We start from the raw sequence: 19,004 nt of genomic DNA on the forward strand, positions 1-19,004 counted from the left end.
ACGTTATCAAAACGACAAGTACGGTCATTTAGGATACTGTCATGACAACTCTCGAATCGAAAGAGAATTGCCTTATCGAGCCGTTGATCGAAGCGATTTCGGGTAAGTGGAAACTTTTGATTGTCTATTGGCTGGCGCAGGAAACCTCGCGGTTCAATCAGCTTCAGCGAAACCTTGGCAGCATAACGCACCGGACACTGACCCGCCAGCTAAGTGAGTTGCAAGAAGCGGGCTTTGTTTCACGCAAAGACTTCAAAACCATCCCGCCCCATGTGGAATACAGCCTGACGCCTTTAGGGCAAAGTTTGATACCGCTGCTGCAGGCGATGCATGACTGGGCGGCGAGCAACGCGGACCTGCTGCGCGATCCGAAATGATGGCACTGCAGTAAGCTGAGCCGCAATAGCGGGCGTACTGCCATTCGTCACAAATAGGTCGAGAAAGTGCGCTGAGGCAGCGGCATCCAGAAACCCACAAGCGCTGGCGCCCTTCCGCGGAACGAAGCCGCGCGTGCACCCCAATACCAGACGGGGCAGTTATACCAGAACCAAAAGCAGATAGGCGGCAAGGGCCACTACAATGGAAAACAAAACCACCGGCGGCGGTTTATCAGTATCCTTGAGTTCTTGCTGAAACGAACCAGCGTAGTACGCAAGATAAAGCGCGGCAACCAGCAGGAACAAAGCTATGACTTTGGTGACAATCGAAATCTTTAATCTTTCCTCTAACGCCGCAATATGACTCCTTTCTCGAAAAAAATCTCTTCATAAAGTCGCGATATTTTTCATCATGTTATGAACTTGTCGGTGAGACACGAATGGTGGCTCACCAAAGAATGATGTTTCCAAGTTCGTGAAAATACTTTTTTGGCCGCCAATTCCGGACTTGTAAGCGCGGCAATTGGCAATCCCGTATCCGGGCAAAACATGTGCGCAGGTCGTCCAAAAAACAAAGAGCGCCCAAGGGCGCTCGTCGTTGAGAAACAGTTTGGGTGTCTTTTAGCCGCCCCAGCTGCGAACCTCGCCGCAATCCATATGGACGAAGTTCGAGCGGTGGTACTTGCCAACACCACCAGCGCGGCAAGACATGGCTGCTTTGGCCATCTGGGACACAGAACGAGACGAAAGGCGCAAGTCAGCAGCCTGACCTTTCATGTGCAGCGAGTTCTTGGCCACACGGCGCGAACGAGACCGCAGCATTGCATTGGTTTGGGGGGAGCGGTAGCCGGACAAAAGAGTGTAGGGCTCATTCACGTCCAGAAGATTGTGAGAGGCTGCCATGATATCGATGGTGCGCAGATCCATCGACTTGGCCTGGTCAGTGCGCCAGTCGCGCATGAAGTGGTTCACTTCTTTGACGGCGTCCTTGATGTATTTGCCGTCGACCCAATAGATCATATCGATCCGTTCGCCCGTGCGGCCCGAATACATTCGGATACGACGGATATCGCCGCCACCGCGCAAAAAACCTGCTGCATTGGAATAAGTCGGTGCTGCTACAACTGCTGTTGCAGCGAATGCGCCCAATAGGGCACGCCGGGTCAAACCCGATGTACTGCTCGTGGTCATTTCGTTTCGTCCCGTACTGTTCCTGCCTGCACACGATGTTACGCGCGCGATCTTAATTTTTTCCCATCCCAGATGCGGGATTTATGACACAGTCCGAAAAGCCAGCCAAGAAATCTTTCACATTCATCTTTTCAAGGGGGAATTTTCGGCGAATTTTTGCGCAGGTGATGCAAATCGGTATACTATTGAGGCAATTAGGCGTTCGCGCAACATAGCCGATGCAAACGCGCATCAGGCTCGGATGGATGCTTTGGATTGATGTATTTGTGAATGGACAAAACGTCCAGCTGAAAACCATATTCGTTCGGAACGCGCCTCAGAACGCGCAAAGTATTGAATAATCAAGGTCATCCCATGCGAGCACTTTTTCAGTTGCCTAAAAATCTTATCTTCGCCGCTTGCATTACGGCGTCAGCCTCTGTGGCAAGTGCCCAGTCGGCACCCGGAACGGCATTTCAAATGGCTGTTGCCGAGTTTGCGCCTGCAGGTTCGGGCCTGGCAGAGTTCTATCGTACCAACGCGTTTGCGCCAATCTGGGTCGGAGACACGCCCGAGCACGAGGCGCGTAGGGCGCGGTTGATCAAGGCTTTGTCGACTACGAACTTGCATGGTTTGCCAGAAGGGGCTTATGACGTTCAGTCGATTGTTTCAAAGATGCAGGACGCCAGATCGCTGCGGGACTTGGGTGCGGTTGAAATTGAACTGAGCAAGGCGTTTGTCAGCTACGCAAGTGATCTGTTTTCGGGCACATTGCGTCCTGCGCAGATCGACGATGGGCTGGTCCGCAAGGTGTCGCGTCGGTCAGTCAATGACCATTTGCAGGGCCTGCTGACTGCGGAAGGTGACGGGTATTTCGATCAACTCGCGCCGCAGTCCACCCAGTACCGCGCATTGATGAAACAGAAAATCGCGCTGGAAGCTTTGGTCAACCAAGGCGGTTGGGGTGCCGGTGTGCCCGTGGGTAAGTTGGAGTATGGCGATACCGGACCTAATGTAGTTAAGCTGCGTAACCGTCTGATCACAATGGGGTATCTAAGTCCGACCGCAAGCCCCGAATTCGATGAGGCAATGCTGGGTGCTGTCAAAGACTTCCAGCAGGCGCACGGTCTGGCCACCGATGGTGTCGCCGGAGAGGGCACGATCACCGAACTTAACCGCACGGCGTCCGAGCGTTTGAAGGCCGTGTATGTTGCACTGGAACGAGAACGCTGGTTGCCGCGGGAACGGGGTGAGCGGCACATTCTGGTCAACCAAGCCGACTTTTCGGCCAAGATCGTGGACGATGGCCGGGTTACCTTTGAAACCCGCGCCGTGATCGGCAAGAACGTGCATGACCGTCGTAGCCCGGAGTTTTCGGACGAGATGGAGCATATGGTCATCAACCCCAGTTGGTATGTACCGCGCTCGATCATCACCAAGGAATATCTGCCAAAATTGCAGTCAAATCCAAACGCCGTAGGTCACATCCAGATCACAGATCGCAGCGGTCGTCTGGTTAATCGGGGCGCGGTTGATTTCTCCCAGTTCAACACCAGAAACTTCCCGTTTGCTATGCGTCAACCCCCGAGCAAAAGCAACGCGCTTGGGTTGGTGAAGTTCATGTTCCCCAATAAGTACAACATCTATCTGCATGATACGCCTCAGAAATCTCTGTTTGCACGTGAGACGCGGGCGTTCTCGCACGGGTGTATCCGTTTGGCGCAACCTTTTGAGTTTGCCTATGCGCTTTTGGCCAAGCAGGAAGAGGACCCAAAGTCGTTTTTCCACCGTATATTGGCGTCCGGCAAGGAAACGACTGTCCCGCTGGAACAGCATGTTCCGGTTCACCTGATCTATCGCACCGCCTATGTCGGTCCGAAAGGTGAGGTTCAGTACCGCCGCGATGTCTATGACCGGGACCGAAAAATCTGGGACGCTCTGCAGAAAGCAGGGGTAGCCCTGCCGGACGTTCAGGGGTAATCACCGGGGGCAGGTCCTTAATTCGGGAAGCCCGTCATGCAGTACACTATTCAGCAAATCGCCGAAGCCTTGGGCGCGGACTGTCAGGGTGAAGTTGGCCTTGTTATAGAGCGCGCCGCAGAACCGGTCGATGCCGGGCCGTCTGACCTGGCAATGGCGATGTCGCCGAAATACGCGGACGCGCTTAGCACGGGTGCCGCCCGCGCCGCCGTTTTGTGGGAAGGTGCGGATTGGCAGGCTCTGGGGTTGGAGGCCGCGGTTTTTGTGCCGCGTCCACGCATGGCGATGGCAGGTATCACGGCAATGCTGGATCGCGGGCAGGGAGTTCAGCCGGGCATTCACCCCTCTGCCGTAATCGACCCAACGGCGGAGATAGGCGAGGGTGCCTCGATCGGTCCATTGGTAGTTGTTGGTGCCGGTGCGCGTATCGGTAAGAATGCGGTCATCGGGCCACATTGCGTGATCGGTCTGGATGCCGTTCTGGGTGACCACGCCTTTCTGCGCGAGATGGTGAGTATCGGAGCACGTGCTCAGATCGGTGACCGTTTCATTGCCCAACCCGGTGCGCGGATCGGCAGCGACGGTTTCAGCTTTGTGACGCCCGAGGTATCAGGCGTGGAAAACGCCCGCAAATCTATGGGCGATCAGGGTGAAGCCCGGGCGCAAAGCTGGCTCCGCATTCATTCTTTGGGTGCCGTTGAGATTGGCGATGATGTCGAAGTCGGTGCGAATTGCACCGTGGACAATGGGACCATCAGGAACACATGCATTGGCGATGGTTCAAAGCTCGATAACCAGGTTCATATCGGGCACAACACCCGTGTCGGGCAGGATTGCCTGTTATGCGGGCAATCCGGTGTGTCCGGATCAGTTGAAATTGGAAACAACGTTGTTTTGGGCGGACAGACCGGAGTGTCGGACAATATCTTTATCGGCGATGGTGTGATTGCGGGCGGGGGCACAAAAATCCTATCCAACGTTCCCAAAGGGCGCGTGGTTATGGGCTATCCCGCCATCAAAATGGAAACGCATACAGACATTTACAAAGCGCAGCGCCGGCTGCCGAGATTGGCACGTGACGTTGAGGCGCTGAAAAAGGCTGTTTCCAAACAGCCTCCGAGCGATTAAATCAACCACAACATGATAATTAGAGGATCGACATGAGCATCAGCGACCGCGTCATCGCAATCATTGCAGAGCAGGCCGTGCTGGAGCCGTCGGATGTGACACCCGAAAGCACGCTCGAAGATCTTGGCATCGATAGCCTTGGTCTGGTCGAAAGCATTTTCGCCATCGAGGAAGAGTTCGATATCTCGATTCCGTTCAACGCCAACGAGCCGAGCGCCAGCGATTTTGACATCTCGAATGTCGCGGCCATCATCACCGGTATCGAAAAGCTGGTGTCGGAAAAGGTCTGACATAATCCTATGAAACGCGTCGTTATCACCGGGGCCGGTACTATCAATTCACTGGGCCATTCGGTGCCTGATACGTTAGAGGCTATGCGCGAAGGGCGCTGTGGTATCTCTGCGCTTGAATTTCGCGATGTTGAAAGACTGGCCATTCAGATCGGCGGCCAGGTCCGCGGGTTCGAGGCTGAGGGGCGGTTTAATCGCCAGCAAATGACGCTGTATGATAGGTTCACCCAATTCACGCTGACGGCGGCCAAAGAAGCGATTGATCAATCCGGGATCGAATTCCACGGCGACCTCGCGGCCCGTTCCGGCGTTGTGCTGGGAACCGCTGGCGGCGGCGTTTCGACCTGGGATGACAACTACCGTTCCGTTTACGAAGATGGCAAAAACCGGGTGCACCCGTTTGTCGTTCCCAAGCTGATGAACAATGCGGCGGCCAGCCACGTCTCGATGGAGCATAATCTCAAAGGGCCAAGTTTTACGGTGTCGACGGCCTGTGCCTCGTCCAACCACGCAATGGCGCTGGCATTCCAGATGGTACGCAGCGGTGCCGCTCCAGCGATGCTGACCGGTGGGTCAGAGTCGATGTTGTGTTTTGGTGGTGTCAAAGCCTGGGAAGGGCTGCGCGTCATGTCCAAAGACGCCTGCCGTCCGTTCAGCGCGAATCGCAATGGCATGGTGCAGGGCGAAGGCGCAGGTGTCTTCGTGTTCGAAGAATTCGAGCACGCCCGCGCCCGTGGGGCTAATATCCTGTGTGAGGTCGTGGGTTTTGCGATGTCGTCAGATGCGTCGGACATTGTCATGCCCAGCAAGCAGGGCGCCGCACGCGCCATGTCGGGCGCGCTTGCGGATGCAGGGTTAAGCGCGGACAGCGTCGGATATATCAACGCACATGGGACCGGAACCGCGGCCAATGACAAGACAGAATGCGCGGCCGTGGCCGGTGTCTTTGGTCCTCATGCGGACGAACTGATGATTTCTTCGACCAAGTCGATGCACGGCCACCTTATCGGTGGCACCGGCGCGGTCGAACTGCTGGCCTGTATCATGGCACTGCGGGATGGCGTGATCGCTCCGACCATCGGCTATGAAGAGCCGGACCCCGAATGCGCGCTGGATGTTGTGCCAAACGAAGCCCGCGAGGCGAAAGTAGACGTGGCACTTAGCAACGCCTTTGCTTTTGGCGGGCTGAATGCCGTTATTGCCCTGAAACGCATTTAACTTCTGATTTCAAACAAAGACGCCGCCGGTAAATCCCGGCGGCTTCTTTAGTTTAGTGAAACCTCAGTTCTGTAGAACTTTCAATCCTTCAAAACCTGCGGTGAATCCTGACAGCGATAATTCCAGTTGCAGTAGTTGGTTTGGTGCGAGAACCGACACAAGCGACAAGGTCGCTTTGGATCCGACCTTCATTGCGTTCACGTCACCCTCGGTAAAGCCCATCTGCGCGACGCAACCAACTGGGTTACAGTGGTGGTAGTCGTAGCGCTTGCCCGGAGCACCATCGATTGAAAGCGCCAGCTGCGCCTGTAGCATCGTTTCCAGCGGGACAACCACAGTTGCTCCGGCAACCGCAGCCACGCCTTCGGGCAGTTTTTCCAGAGTGATTTCCGCGATCGGCTGGCCTTGCTCGCCGGTCAGGATCTGACGCATCACGCAGGGGTCTTCATCGGTATCGGTATTGATGCACAGGATCGCCCAGTCGCCCTTTTCTTCCTTAACGTATTGTTCGCCGACGCGCGGACCGGTTTCACCCAGGTCCAGATTACTGCCGACCTCAGTTTGCGAGGTCTGGGGCTGTTGTTCGGTTTCCTGCGTCGTTTCCTGTGCGAACGCGGCTCCGCACCACAAAGCAGTGGTCACCAGGCTGATGGATAGGGTGTTCTTGATCATGATTGCCTCGGTCTTATGTTGGATTTTTTATTCGTCTATCACCCTTACCAGACCCTGTCAGGGGCTAAGGTGGGTCAATTCAACATGTGAACGGTTTTTCGCCGGGTTATCGGAAATGTAGCGCGACGTTAAAAAGAACAAAGGGAGCCGGTGGAGCGGCTCCCTTTATATAATTTTCTCCCCGTCGGACTGGCCGACTTATTTATGCGCAGACGTTACGAAAGGCGGGGGCATCGGTCAACTGAAAACCTGAAATTTTAATGTAACGGCCATGATTTGTGAAAAAAACCGCGCCCGAGGGCGCGGTCAGTCGACAGGGAGGAAATATGCCGCCCCGTAACCTTAGCCACAAGGCAGCAATTAGACTTTCGCAGTTAAAGGTTAACTTTGTATGCTGGCCGCAGATCGGTGGAAATAAGGCCTTACATTCATGGACCAAAACATATTCTTGGGCGGCGGTGGCAACGACTACGGCCAACCGCAGTCGCTGACGCTGAAATATGCCAACCGCCACGGCATGATCGCGGGGGCGACGGGAACAGGTAAAACGGTGACACTGCAAATTCTGGCCGAGGGGTTTTCCCAGGCCGGTGTTCCGGTTTTCCTGTCTGACGTCAAAGGGGACCTGTCCGGTCTGGCCAAGGCGGGCAGCGAAGGTCACAAGCTTCACAAAGCGTTTCAGGATCGCGCCCAGCGGATAGGCTTTACCGATTACGCGTATGGCGCGTGTCCGGTCACGTTCTGGGATCTGTTCGGGCAACAGGGACATCCCGTTCGTACAACAGTAACCGAGATGGGACCTCTTCTGCTGTCGCGCCTGATGGATCTGAGCGAAGCACAAGAGGGCATTCTGAACATCGCGTTCCGGGTGGCAGACGAAGAGGGCTTACCGCTATTAGACCTCAAAGACCTTCAGTCCTTGCTGGTCTGGATTGGGGAAAATAGGGCTCAGTTGTCTTTGCGCTATGGCAATGTCTCAACCGCTTCGATCGGGGCTATTCAACGCCGCCTGCTGGTGCTGGAAAACCAAGGCGGCACCAAACTGTTTGGTGAACCCGCATTGGAACTGGCCGATCTGATGCGCGTGGATGAGAACGGGCAGGGCGTCGTGAACATCCTTGCTGCCGACAAGCTGATGGGGTCACCGCGTCTGTACGCAACATTCCTGCTGTGGTTGCTAAGCGAGCTGTTCGAAGAACTGCCGGAAGTTGGCGACCCGGACAAACCCAAACTGGTGTTCTTCTTCGACGAAGCGCATCTGCTGTTCGATGATGCGCCCAAGGTTCTGGTGGACAAGGTCGAACAGGTCGCCCGCCTCATTCGCTCCAAGGGGGTGGGTGTCTATTTCATCTCGCAGAATCCGGCGGACGTTCCAGAAGACATTCTTGGCCAGCTGGGCAACCGGGTGCAGCATGCCTTGCGCGCATTCACGGCGCGGGATCGCAAGAACCTGCGACTTGCAGCAGAAACCTATCGTGAAAACCCAGCCTTCGACACCGAAGAGGCGATCCGTGAGGTTGGTGTCGGTGAGGCCGTGACCTCGATGTTGCAGAAAAAAGGCGTGCCAGGGATCGTAGAACGCACTCTGATCCGCCCGCCGGGAACGCAACTGGGGCCAATCACCAAGGCCGAGCGGAAGGCGCTGATGGATGCGTCAGCGATGAAAGTGAAATACGGGCAGTTGAAGGACCGGAAATCTGCCTTTGAAATCCTTCAGTCCCGCGCAGATGCAGCAGCGCAAGCAGCGGCCGAGGCCGAGGAACAGTTGGAAACGCAATCCACGGCCGAGCGTGAATTTGCGACAGCAAGACGCTATTCCGGCAGCCGGGTTGGGCGGTCATCCTCTCGCGTGATGCGTAAGAAAGACACATTCGCAACCGCTATGAGTGAGGCTGTGATCAAGGAACTGAAAGGAACAACCGGACGTCGCATTGTACGCGGCATTCTTGGCGGTTTGTTCAAGGCCAGATAAGGGTAGTGCCGGGCAGGAACCTTCTACCCGGCGCACGTATTTTACTTCAGACGGCGCTGGCCTTCTTGCTTGCAATAGGCGTCCGCTTCGGAGACCGACATTTTGGTGGCCGGGAAGTTGGTCGCTCGATCCCAGATCACACGGTCTGGACGATATAGTTGGCACGTAACTTCACCCTTAGGCGTCTGCACTTTTACCGGGGCCGTTTCCAACTCTTCCGGCGACGGGATACATCCAGCCAGCATGGCGAGCAGCGGGACGGTAAGGGCTATTTTAGTGAAGGAAGTATTCATGTGCACTCTTTTTAAACTCGTAGGTTTCCCGAATGATCGCGGGCCAAGCATCAATTTAGCGTAAATACTGGCCAAAAAGAGGGCTGGATCAAGGCGGTACTGGGATTCGTCTAATCCGTATACCGTATAAAATCAAGAAACCGCACCAGTCAGTTGGCGCGGTCTCAAGAATTGATGGAATGTGATCTTACTTTTCCGGAATCAATCCCCTTGGACTGAACCTGAGAACAATCAGCAGGATAAGGCCCATGGTGAACAGACGCATATGCGCGGCACTGTCGATCAAATGAGACTTAAGCGCGCTGCCATCCGGCATGCTCGAAGTGATCAGGTTCATGAACCACAATCCCATCGGCTCGACCTGAACCCAAAGGAACCAGATCAGGAATGCGCCTAATACAGCACCGAAATTGTTGCCCGAACCGCCCACAATGACCATCACCCAGACAAGGAACGTAAACCGTAGGGGATTGTATGTGCCCGGCGTAAGTTGCCCGTCCAGAGTTGTCATCATCGCACCGGCGATGCCACAGATGGCCGAGCCGAGCACGAAGATCTGTAGGTGGCGGCGGGTAACATCCTTGCCCATTGCCTCTGCCGCGACCTCATTGTCGCGGATGGCGCGCATCATGCGGCCCCACGGGCTTTTCAACGCCATTTGCGCCATCCACAGCAGGACAAGCAGAACGATCATGAACAGCAGCGAATAGCCCAGTTTGACCGACAGGGTCGACGCGATGACCGGATCCAACCCGAGCCAGTCAGCGCGGGCGACAAAGCTGGGATCGTTCTGCAATTCGACCTCGTAACCAACCACAGGGGCAGGGCGCGGGATGCCGTAGACGTTCTTTACACCTCGGGCCAGCCAATCCTCGTTCTTCATGATGGCAATGATGATCTCGGCAATGCCCAGTGTCGCGATCGCCAGATAGTCAGAGCGAAGGCCCAGCGCCGTCTTTCCGATCAGCCACGCCGCACCAGCGGCCAGCAAACCGCCCGCAGGCCAGGCCACAAGGACCGGCAGGTTCAAACCGCCAAGGTTGCCGGCAACTGCGGGTTCGATTGCCTCGACCCCCACAACGCTTGGATCAAATATTGCGCGGTAGACAAAGAACCCAACAAGGAGAATGGCAATAATCGTCAAGGTTTGGGCACGCCCCTTGGGCATCCGGGTCGCCACCAGCACAGCCGCCACAACGGTTGCTGCGCCTAAAAGCAACGCCAAAAGAATGCCATAACCACCCGAGGACCATGCGCCGGGGGTCGGCGGGGTCGATATCAAAACAACAGCCAGTCCACCCAGTGCGACAAAACCCATGACGCCGACGTTAAAGAGGCCGGCAAACCCCCATTGCAGGTTTACCCCAATCGCCATGATGGCCGAGATCAACCCCATGTTCAGGATCAGGATTGCGGCGTTCCAGCTTTGTGTGAAACCGGTCAGCAGGATCAGACCGCCAACGACAATGAAAAGCAGCGTGTTTTTGACGGACTCGGTCATACCGCTTTCCCCTTAAACAGGCCGGTAGGCTTGAACAGAAGCACGATCAGCAAGATGGCAAAGCTGACGGCGAATTTGTAATCAGTGGACAGGAATTGCACCAATCCCGAAGGCGCCAGACTTTCTGGCGCGACGTAAGTCAGCACCTTTTTCCACGCATAAGTTACGGTGACCTCGGAAAACGCGATAATGAACCCGCCCGCGATGGCGCCCAGCGGGTTGCCGAGACCGCCGACAATGGCCGAAGCGAAGATCGGAAGCAGAAGTTGGAAATAGACAAAAGGCTTAAAGCTTTTGTCCAAACCATAAAGAACACCAGCCGTGGTCGCCAATGCTGCCACGATAATCCAGGTGATCATCACAACACGCTCGGGGTTGATGCCTGAAAGCAGCGCCAGATCCTCGTTATCCGAATAGGCCCGCATCGATTTGCCCGTGCGGGTCTTGTTGAGGAACCAGAACAGCAGCGCCACCGCAATAACGGCAACTACCAGAGTGATGCCCTGAGAGGTCTTGATCGCAAGCCCTTCACGCAATCCGGTCATCGCCTTAAAATCACGGGCGGATATAATGAAGCGCGCACCGTCCGAAAACCTTTGGTCATCCGGCCCGATGATAAAGCGAACAAGCCCGTTCATGATGAACATGACACCCATCGAGACGATCACAAGGATCACCGGTTTGGCCTTTTGCTCCCGATAGAACCGATAGACCAACCGGTCGGTTATCAGAACAAGAACGATACAGCCCAGGATCGCGAAGGGCAGGGCCAACAGTGCGGTGGGTAGCGGTCCGAAACTCACTCCGGCGGCTTGCAGGCCCCAGGTGACCAGCACGGCAATCATCGCGCCGAAGGCCATCGTGTCGCCATGGGCAAAATTCGAAAACCGCAGGATTCCGTAGATGAGCGTGACCCCTAGCGCGCCAAGCGCCAATTGGCTGCCGTAAGCAACCGCAGGCACGATGACAAAGTTTGCCAGCGCGACTAACGCATTCAATAAGTCCATTTGATCGTCTCGTTCTTTCGGGTGCGGCTTTATGGCATGCGTTTTGCCATTTGCACAATCATTCCCACGTCTTTTCCGGCGTTAACTTGGGAAATTTTCAACCCGAAAGCGACAAAATCGGCATTGCTCCGATTGCTGATGACAGCGGCGTTCTCTTTGTGCGTGTTCAGGCGGGGCTGACCCGCCAGAACGGTTGTGGTTTGGGACCCCAACGGGGCGTATTGGACCTGGTGTCGTCAGCTGACCGTGCAGGTTCCACGCTCGTTTCGGCTGTTGGCTCCCGTTGCCCGGATCGCGAGCGTACCGCTTTCGTCGATAGTGTAACCGACGCTGCCGCCATTGGTGATTTGCAGAAATTCATAAGAACCAAGCCCTTTGAAAACATGCAGCTCGGCAATATCGCCATCGACGCTCAAGGTTCCTTTGGATGCGCCCTCAACACGTTTCAGCATGATTTTCTTGGGCGCTGTGGCAGGGGAACATTTGCCGGACTTGCAAATCTCTTCAATCTGACACTCGTAAACAAACTCAGCTCCCGGTGTATTCTGCGTTGTGGCCTGCGCGACAGCGGGCAGCAACAAGGCAGCAAGAGCGGCCAGATATTTCATATAAGCTCTCCTAAAAGGTGTTGGCCGACAAATCGGTCCATGTGTTGGTAAACCGGCCATCGAAGGGCGCGATTTCTGGGCCTCACTAGGTGGGAAAAATGGCGAGAATTAATCCTTCTGGGGACAGATTTCTGAATGCTGAAATTTCAAGAAGTCTGAGGCCACAGAAATTATACATTGAAAACTCAGGATATAATTCGATGAAGATTGGTTTCCTGACCGTTCCAGCGTAAAATCCGCCTTATTTTGGACAGATTTACCGACCGTCGCTGTAACGTTGTGCAAATCCTTGCGTACCGACATTGAAACAACCAGATTCGGGGATGCTCTCAGTAACCAGCAAATTATGGCGTCCGACGTTACGAACAGTATCACGCAACCTCAAGATGAAGTGATCCGCTTGGGACAACGCTTTGATCTCGGTGGGATATCCCTAGCTTTCCAGAACGGCTCGCCAGGAAATGCGAAGCCCAACTTACGGAATACGGATCACGTCATGGCGCAGACCCAGCGGCTCCGGGAACAGAAAGGCAAGACATGAAAAACGCGGCGATTTTGTTTTTAAGTTTGGTAGCGCCCGGTGTTGCGGCGGCTCAGAACGATCCTCTGAACGGTGAGGATTTTGTGGTGAACTGCGTCTCGGACAGCACGGGCAACGCGGTGACGCTGGCGCGGTCAGGGGCCACGGACAAAGGGTTCATTGTAACCGATGACGTCAAAGGTGAAGCCGTCATCATCGGCGGGCTGAACTCGCTGACGTTTTTGCACATTAAGGATAAAGATGTGATTACCTTTGTCGTCGACTTCGAGAATCTTGACTACGACATGTCGATCAGGGGCCCGCATGCCGCGCAGGACTTTGGGTCCTGTGGTGATCCGATAGGGTAAATGAGGTTTGATATCTGGCCAGTGAAAACGGGGTCGGGAATAGAAAACCCTGTTTTCCCGGCACAGCAATTTCAATGAAAGTTGGCGATGCTAATCCAACACGTCGAAACTTGGATAGTCGGCCTAGGCGGTTGCGGGAACAAAGACGAAGCTGAAGAGCGCCACATGGGCGTTGAGGTAGGCCACTAGTATTCTTCTCCGCAATGGCCATGGGTTACCAAAACGTCGACCATCCAACCTCTGGTTTGCGTGGTGATTGTAATGTCGGTGGGTTGGCCTTTGTGCAATTTGACTTGCATGTGCGCGATTTCGCTATCCTCAACACTGCTTGCGAAAACAGTGTTTTCTGTAGAAAGCTCTGGATCGATACTAAATTCTCCCATAGGGAACTTGCTGTCTTTTTCTGGAGAAACGGCAAAGGTATTCACCAGGCTCCCGATGGACGAGATTTCCAAGTTTAATCCGTCTCCAAGACATTCGACGGCCTCACAATCGTTGGAAATACAGTGTGCCCGAACTTCACACATCTTCATTCTACAATGCGACAGAGGAACACTTTCGGCGTAAGTCGCTTGCGGTAAAGCGAACCCAACAATGACCGAGGCAAGCAAGTAACACAGTCTTTGTTCAATAAACACCGTCGTTACCCCCCCAAGAAACTCTTCCGCACCTCCGGATCAGCCAACAGTTCCTTGCCCGTTCCAGTATAGGCATTCCGCCCCTGAACAAGCACATACCCCTTGTCCGCGATCTCCAGAGCCTGACGAGCATTCTGCTCCACCATCAGGATCGGCAGACCGGTCCGCGAAACTTCGATGATCCGGTCGAACAGTTCATCCATCACGATCGGCGAAACACCAGCGGTCGGCTCGTCCAACATCAGAACTTTGGGCTGAGTCATAAGCGCTCGGCCTACAGCGACCTGCTGACGTTGACCGCCCGACAGCTCTCCGGCCGCTTGATTTCGCTTGTCGCGCAGGATGGGGAAGAGGTCGTAGACCTGTTCCATGGTTTGGCTGATGTCGTCGCGACGGATGAAAGCGCCCATCTCAAGGTTTTCTTCAACCGTCATCGAGGTGAAGATGTTTGAGGTTTGCGGCACAAACCCCATCCCGCGGATAACGCGGTCCTGCGGAGTGAGGTTGGTGATGTCTTCACCGTCCAGCCGGACAGATCCCGACCGGACATCCAGCATTCCAAAAACGGCCTTCATCGCAGTAGACTTACCTGCGCCATTGGGGCCAACGATCACCGCGATCTGACCTTTGTCCACAGCGATGGTGCACTCATGCAAGATGTCCGGCCCCTTGCCATAACCACCGGTCATGGTGTCACCGATCAGAAACGGCTCAGACATTCACAGGATCCTTCTTCATCTGGCCTTCAAATATCCCGGGGGTTTCGGGGCAGCGACCCCATTTGCGCAAACTGTGTGCACTCACTCTCATCACATCGCTCATGCCCCGGCCTCTAGTTTGTCTTTGTTCTTCAGGCCAGTGCCCAGATAGGCCTCGATCACGTGCTCATTGGCTTTGATCTCGTCCAGTGTACCCTCGGCCAGGACTTTCCCCTCGGCCATACAGATGACCGGGTCGCAAATCTTGCCGATAAAATCCATGTCGTGTTCGATAACGACAAAAGTATAACCGCGTTCTTTGTTCAAACGCAGGATGGTGTCGGCGATGGTCATCAGCAGGGTGCGGTTCACGCCCGCGCCGACCTCGTCCAGAAACACGATCTTGGCGTCGACCATCATGGTGCGGCCGAGTTCCAGCAGCTTCTTTTGCCCGCCAGAGACCTGACCTGCCTTGTGGTCGGCCAGGTGCTCAATGGTCAGAAACTCCAGAACCTCATCCGCTTTAGCCATTAGGGCACGTTCTTCGTCGGCGATGCGCTTGCGACTGAACCAGGTGTTCCACAGCGATTCACCCGATTGGGCGCCGGGCACCATCATCAGATTCTCGCGGCAGGACATCGAAGAGAATTCATGCGCGATCTGAAAGGTGCGCAGCAAACCCTTGTGAAACAGGTCATGCGGGGGAAGGCCGGTAATTTCTTCGCCGTCCATGTACACCCTGCCGCTGGTCGGTGGCAGAACGCCCGCGATCACGTTGAAAAGGGTGGTCTTTCCCGCCCCGTTTGGCCCGATCAGGCCTGTGATCGAACCTTTTTGGATTTCCAGCGACGCCCCATCCACCGCGTGAAACCCGCCGAAATGCTTGTGCACGTCCTCGACGACGATCATCTATTCCCCTAGCCACCCTTGTCGGTGTTTCTGCTTCCTCGACCTCAAAAGGTGAGGTTCGGCCTTTTTTCATTGAAACAGCCCGGACACAAGGCCCGGGCTGCTTGATTTTATGACGTTTAAGACCGGTTCAACGGAAGTTGACGGTCTTGTTTTCGCCGTCGGTTACTTCGATCTCGCGATAAGAACCCGCGCTTTCACCGGGGCCGATCAGCTCAACACCCGACGCGCCGACATAGTCGATGTCCTGACCAGCGGCGAGAAGCTCCAGACCTTTGGCCAGTTCACCCGGATAGATCTTCTCACCCGGGGCGTTGGCGACATCCAAGATCTTGGCACCGTATTCAGCCGGGTTAGTGGAACCTGCCGCCTGCATGGCCAGCATGAACAGCGCGGCAGCGTCATAGGATTCAGGCGAATAGGGCGACGAACCGTCAAAGCCTGCGGCTTCGGCCATGGCAAAGTACTTTTCAGCACCTTCACCGCCCGAACCGGCGATCTGACCGAACGAGCCGTTCAGGTCGGGACCGACGTTGGAAGGCAGCGAGTCACCGATCATGCCGCCCGGCAGACCGAATGTGTCAAAGGCACCGCTGTCCAGCGAGGACTGGATGATGCCCAGACCGCCCTGGTCCAGATAGCCTGCGACAACCAGAATGTCGCCACCAGCCGACGCCAGCGCACCAACTTCAGCCGAGTAGTCAGCCTTGCCGTCTTCGTGCGCGGCAACGATGGTCACTTCACCGCCGGCTGCTTCGAACGAGGATTGGATCGCGTCTGCCAGACCCTTGCCGTAGTCGTTGTTGGTATAGGTCAGGGCGATCGAGTTGATGCCGCGATCCTTCAGGATGTCAGCCATCACTTCGCCTTCACGTGCATCCGACGGGGCGGTGCGGAAGAACAGACCATTGTCTTCCATGGTCGACAGACCCGGTGATGTCGCCGACGGCGAGATCATGACCATGCCGTTCGGGATCGCAACGTTTTGCAGGATCGCACCGGTCACCCCCGAGCAGTCGCCGCCGACAATACCAGCAACGCCGTCCGCGATCATACGTTCGCCGTTCGAGGTCGCCAGACCGTTGTCGATACAACCGGTGTCAGCGCGCGACGCGGTGACCTTTGAGCCGTCCAGCAGTTTGCCGGATTCGGTGACTTCGGCCATCGCCATTTCAGCGCCGGAACCCATTGCAGGTGCAAGCGATTCAATCGGGCCGGTAAAGCCGAAGAGGACGCCCAAAGTGACGTCTTCGGCCAGTGCCGGACCAGCCAGCAGAGCGGATGCTGCGGTTGCAGTAAGCAGCTTTTTCATATGGTTACTCCCTTATTGGAACGTATTCGTTCTGGGCAAGACCCTAGGCAAGCTGTCTGGAAAAGAAAAGTCCTAACGCAAATGTGTTTTTGCCAAGAATAAACCTATTTGTTTTGATGAGTTTGTCACGTTTTACCAAAGTTGGAGATTCTCATGCTTAGGGCTGCCGCGATTCTGGTCCTGTCGGTTTTTGCCGGCCCCATCAGCGCCGATACCCTTCAAACCTCAGCCGGGACGGTTCAGGTCACGGCGATGGTCACCGGGCTGGATGCACCTTGGGCGATCGGCTTATTGCCCGGAGGCGGAACATTGGTGACCGAACGGGACGGCGATCTTTTGTTTGTCTCGGAAGGCGAGGTCAAACGCATTGCCGGGGTGCCCAAGGTGGCTGCGAACGGGCAGGGCGGGCTGCTCGATATCACCGTGGCACGGGATTTTCCGCAGACCCGCGAGGTGTTTCTCACCTTCTCCAAACCCCAAAGTGGCGGGGCGGGAACCGCGGTGGCCGTGGCGCGCCTGTCGGAAAACGGGAGCCGCTTGAACAACGTACGGATCATTTTCGAAGCAGTTCCGGGCGGTTCGACTGGCCGACATTTCGGTTCGCGCGTGGTCGAGGCGCAGGACGGAACGCTGTTTGTTACGATTGGGGATCGCGGCGACCGTCCGTCAGCGCAAGACAGGTCAAACCACATGGGCACCGTTATTCGCATCAATCGCGATGGCACGGTACCTGCCGACAACCCTTTTGTCGGACAGGCTGGAATTCGCCCTGAGATTTGGTCATTTGGTCATCGCAACCCGCAGGGCGCTGGGTTGGACAGGCAAGGTCGCTTGTGGATTTCAGAGCATGGTGCGAAGGGCGGGGATGAAGTGAACCTGATCCAACCGGGGCGGAATTTCGGCTGGCCGGTGATCTCCTACGGCGTTCACTATTCGGGCCAAAAAATCGGAGAGGGGACCTCGAAACCCGGGATGGAACAGCCGGAACACTATTGGGATCCGTCCATCGCACCGTCCGGTTTGCTGGTCTATTCCGGCAAGCTTTGGCCAGAGTGGCGGGGCGATATCTTTGTCGGGTCGCTCAAGTTTGACTACATCTCGCGCCTTGAAGGAACACCGCTGCGCGAGGTCGAACAGATCAAAGGGCCGGAAACCGAGCGCGTTCGCGATATCGTCGAAGCCCCGGATGGGGCAATCTGGTTTATTTCGGTGGGACAGGGAGCCATCTATCGCATGACCCCCGGATAGGCGTAGATCAGACGGACAACCGCCCGCTTTGCGCACCACGTTCACGATAAGGCGTGGTGTTGTAATGGGCCCGGTAGCATTTTGAGAAATGGCTGGGCGAGGCAAAGCCGCAAGCCAAAGCCACGTTGATCACACTCATGTCCGTCTGCATCAGCAGGTTGCGTGCTTTGTGCAGGCGCAATTCCATGTAGTAGCGTTTGGGTGAGCGGCTGAGATAGCGGCGGAAAAGGCGTTCCAGTTGTCGGGTGGACATGCCCACGTCTTTTGCCAGAATCGATGGCGAGATCGGCTCTTCGATATTCTTTTCCATCATCAGGATAACCTGGCTTAGCTTGGGGTGTCGTACACCAATCCGGGTCGGGGTCGACAGGCGCTGTGTATCCTGATCGGTACGGATCGAGGAATAGATCATCTGGTCCGCCACGGCGTTCGCCAGATCCTCACCATAATCATCGGCAATGATCTTGAGCATCAGGTCGATTGAGGACGTGCCGCCCGCAGTCGTCATCCGGTTTCCGTCGATCTGAAACACTGATTTGGTCAGTTCAACTTCGTCGAACTCTTCGATAAAGCTGTCCGAGTTTTCCCAGTGGATCGTTGCGCGTTTACCGTCCAGCAATCCGGCCTTGGCCAACGTAAAGGCTGCTGTGCACAGACCGCCGATGCGCAAACCGCGCCGCGCTTCGCGGCGGACCCAGTTCAGCACTTTCTTTGTTGTCGCCAGTTGCACGTCGACGCCGCCGCAGATCAAGACCACGTCATCGCGTTGCAGTTCGACCAAGTCGGTTTCAACGTTAAAGGTAGTCCCGGCAGAACAGCTGACCGTATCACCACCTTCACCGGCCAGGGCCCACGTGTAGAGTTCTTTGTCTGCCATACGGTTGGCAATCCGCAGGCTGTCCAACGCCGAGGCAAAAGACAGCAGGGAAAACTTGTCCAAAAGGACAAACACGAAATGCCGAGGATTGGCCTCAGCGCCTTCCACTGTGACAACTTGGCGTTGCTCTTGCATGGCTTGGTGTCCTTGATTCGGCGCGTTGTTACGTCGCGTCCGGCGTCGTTGTTGCCAGCCACCATGATCAAAGCTTGTTTCCG

At 55.7% G+C, this 19,004-nt stretch carries 20 protein-coding genes; 8 read left to right on the forward strand and 12 right to left on the reverse strand.

Going from position 1 to position 19,004, the window contains the following annotated elements; all coding sequences use genetic code 11:
• Window positions 1-41: 41 nt before the first annotated feature.
• Window positions 42-377 (forward strand): winged helix-turn-helix transcriptional regulator, encoded by a 336-nt coding sequence (locus tag AC2FI9_RS01260; protein WP_058271907.1) that lies wholly within the window; start codon window positions 42-44, stop codon window positions 375-377.
• Between the two features lie 159 nt (window positions 378-536).
• On the opposite strand, the gene AC2FI9_RS01265 is transcribed toward AC2FI9_RS01260, so the two are convergent.
• Entirely contained in the window at window positions 537-683 is a 147-nt protein-coding gene (locus AC2FI9_RS01265) for a hypothetical protein (RefSeq protein WP_496764840.1), read from the reverse strand.
• Window positions 684-998: 315 nt separating this feature from the next.
• The gene (mepK, locus tag AC2FI9_RS01270; RefSeq protein WP_058271601.1) at window positions 999-1,568 is read right to left on the reverse strand and encodes a peptidoglycan L,D-endopeptidase MepK; all 570 of its coding nucleotides are present in this window, start codon (window positions 1,566-1,568) and stop codon (window positions 999-1,001) included.
• Window positions 1,569-1,922: 354 nt separating this feature from the next.
• Between mepK and AC2FI9_RS01275 the strand changes: the two genes are divergently transcribed.
• Genes AC2FI9_RS01275 through AC2FI9_RS01290 form a run of 4 tightly spaced genes read left to right on the forward strand, consistent with a single transcriptional unit; the run spans window position 1,923 to window position 6,163 of the window.
• The gene (locus tag AC2FI9_RS01275) at window positions 1,923-3,527 is read left to right on the forward strand and encodes a L,D-transpeptidase family protein (RefSeq protein ID WP_496764842.1); all 1,605 of its coding nucleotides are present in this window, start codon (window positions 1,923-1,925) and stop codon (window positions 3,525-3,527) included.
• Between the two features lie 36 nt (window positions 3,528-3,563).
• Window positions 3,564-4,655 carry a UDP-3-O-(3-hydroxymyristoyl)glucosamine N-acyltransferase gene (lpxD, locus tag AC2FI9_RS01280; protein ID WP_496764844.1) on the forward strand — a complete coding sequence of 364 codons (1,092 nt, stop codon included), beginning with the start codon at window positions 3,564-3,566 and terminating at the stop codon, window positions 4,653-4,655.
• A gap of 32 nt (window positions 4,656-4,687) precedes the next feature.
• Entirely contained in the window at window positions 4,688-4,945 is a 258-nt protein-coding gene (locus tag AC2FI9_RS01285; protein ID WP_496738574.1) for an acyl carrier protein, read from the forward strand.
• Between the two features lie 9 nt (window positions 4,946-4,954).
• On the forward strand, window positions 4,955-6,163 hold the full coding sequence (locus AC2FI9_RS01290) for a beta-ketoacyl-[acyl-carrier-protein] synthase family protein (RefSeq protein WP_496738575.1): 1,209 nt from the start codon (window positions 4,955-4,957) through the stop codon (window positions 6,161-6,163).
• A gap of 63 nt (window positions 6,164-6,226) precedes the next feature.
• On the opposite strand, the gene AC2FI9_RS01295 is transcribed toward AC2FI9_RS01290, so the two are convergent.
• Window positions 6,227-6,835 (reverse strand): invasion associated locus B family protein, encoded by a 609-nt coding sequence (locus tag AC2FI9_RS01295; RefSeq protein WP_496738576.1) that lies wholly within the window; start codon window positions 6,833-6,835, stop codon window positions 6,227-6,229.
• Window positions 6,836-7,265: 430 nt separating this feature from the next.
• On the opposite strand from AC2FI9_RS01295, the gene AC2FI9_RS01300 reads away from it, so the two are divergent.
• Window positions 7,266-8,807, forward strand: a complete 1,542-nt coding sequence (locus tag AC2FI9_RS01300) for a helicase HerA-like domain-containing protein (RefSeq protein ID WP_496738577.1) — start codon at window positions 7,266-7,268, stop codon at window positions 8,805-8,807.
• A gap of 41 nt (window positions 8,808-8,848) precedes the next feature.
• Here the strand turns inward: AC2FI9_RS01300 and AC2FI9_RS01305 are convergent, their stop codons facing one another.
• The 4 genes from AC2FI9_RS01305 to AC2FI9_RS01320 all read right to left on the reverse strand — a co-directional run bounded on the left by AC2FI9_RS01305 (window position 8,849) and on the right by AC2FI9_RS01320 (window position 12,216).
• Window positions 8,849-9,100, reverse strand: coding sequence for a hypothetical protein (locus tag AC2FI9_RS01305; protein ID WP_496722924.1), 252 nt, complete (start codon window positions 9,098-9,100; stop codon window positions 8,849-8,851).
• A 187-nt stretch (window positions 9,101-9,287) separates the two neighbouring features.
• Window positions 9,288-10,601, reverse strand: a complete 1,314-nt coding sequence (locus AC2FI9_RS01310; protein ID WP_496764846.1) for a branched-chain amino acid ABC transporter permease — start codon at window positions 10,599-10,601, stop codon at window positions 9,288-9,290.
• On the reverse strand, window positions 10,598-11,608 hold the full coding sequence (locus AC2FI9_RS01315; protein ID WP_496722920.1) for a branched-chain amino acid ABC transporter permease: 1,011 nt from the start codon (window positions 11,606-11,608) through the stop codon (window positions 10,598-10,600). The genes AC2FI9_RS01310 and AC2FI9_RS01315 overlap by 4 nt, the downstream gene beginning before the upstream one ends.
• 236 nt (window positions 11,609-11,844) lie before the next feature.
• The gene (locus tag AC2FI9_RS01320) at window positions 11,845-12,216 is read right to left on the reverse strand and encodes a hypothetical protein (protein ID WP_496738579.1); all 372 of its coding nucleotides are present in this window, start codon (window positions 12,214-12,216) and stop codon (window positions 11,845-11,847) included.
• Between the two features lie 555 nt (window positions 12,217-12,771).
• Between AC2FI9_RS01320 and AC2FI9_RS01325 the strand changes: the two genes are divergently transcribed.
• Window positions 12,772-13,104, forward strand: coding sequence for a hypothetical protein (locus AC2FI9_RS01325; RefSeq protein ID WP_496764848.1), 333 nt, complete (start codon window positions 12,772-12,774; stop codon window positions 13,102-13,104).
• A gap of 185 nt (window positions 13,105-13,289) precedes the next feature.
• On the opposite strand, the gene AC2FI9_RS01330 is transcribed toward AC2FI9_RS01325, so the two are convergent.
• The 4 genes from AC2FI9_RS01330 to AC2FI9_RS01345 all read right to left on the reverse strand — a co-directional run bounded on the left by AC2FI9_RS01330 (window position 13,290) and on the right by AC2FI9_RS01345 (window position 16,661).
• Entirely contained in the window at window positions 13,290-13,532 is a 243-nt protein-coding gene (locus AC2FI9_RS01330) for a hypothetical protein (RefSeq protein WP_496764850.1), read from the reverse strand.
• Window positions 13,533-13,747: 215 nt separating this feature from the next.
• A complete protein-coding gene (locus AC2FI9_RS01335) occupies window positions 13,748-14,461 on the reverse strand; it encodes an ABC transporter ATP-binding protein (RefSeq protein WP_496722912.1) in 714 nt (237 codons plus the stop codon).
• Window positions 14,462-14,560: 99 nt separating this feature from the next.
• Window positions 14,561-15,349: an ABC transporter ATP-binding protein gene (locus AC2FI9_RS01340; RefSeq protein WP_496764853.1), complete on the reverse strand. Its 789-nt coding sequence runs from the start codon at window positions 15,347-15,349 to the stop codon at window positions 14,561-14,563.
• Between the two features lie 130 nt (window positions 15,350-15,479).
• Window positions 15,480-16,661 carry an ABC transporter substrate-binding protein gene (locus AC2FI9_RS01345; protein WP_108858629.1) on the reverse strand — a complete coding sequence of 394 codons (1,182 nt, stop codon included), beginning with the start codon at window positions 16,659-16,661 and terminating at the stop codon, window positions 15,480-15,482.
• Window positions 16,662-16,814: 153 nt separating this feature from the next.
• On the opposite strand from AC2FI9_RS01345, the gene AC2FI9_RS01350 reads away from it, so the two are divergent.
• The gene (locus tag AC2FI9_RS01350; RefSeq protein ID WP_496738583.1) at window positions 16,815-17,909 is read left to right on the forward strand and encodes a PQQ-dependent sugar dehydrogenase; all 1,095 of its coding nucleotides are present in this window, start codon (window positions 16,815-16,817) and stop codon (window positions 17,907-17,909) included.
• Between the two features lie 7 nt (window positions 17,910-17,916).
• Here AC2FI9_RS01350 and AC2FI9_RS01355 read toward each other — a convergent pair whose 3' ends face one another.
• On the reverse strand, window positions 17,917-18,921 hold the full coding sequence (locus AC2FI9_RS01355; RefSeq protein ID WP_496738584.1) for a GlxA family transcriptional regulator: 1,005 nt from the start codon (window positions 18,919-18,921) through the stop codon (window positions 17,917-17,919).
• Between the last annotated feature and the right edge of the window lie 83 nt (window positions 18,922-19,004).

The organism is Ruegeria sp. CDSA246, from assembly GCF_059611225.1.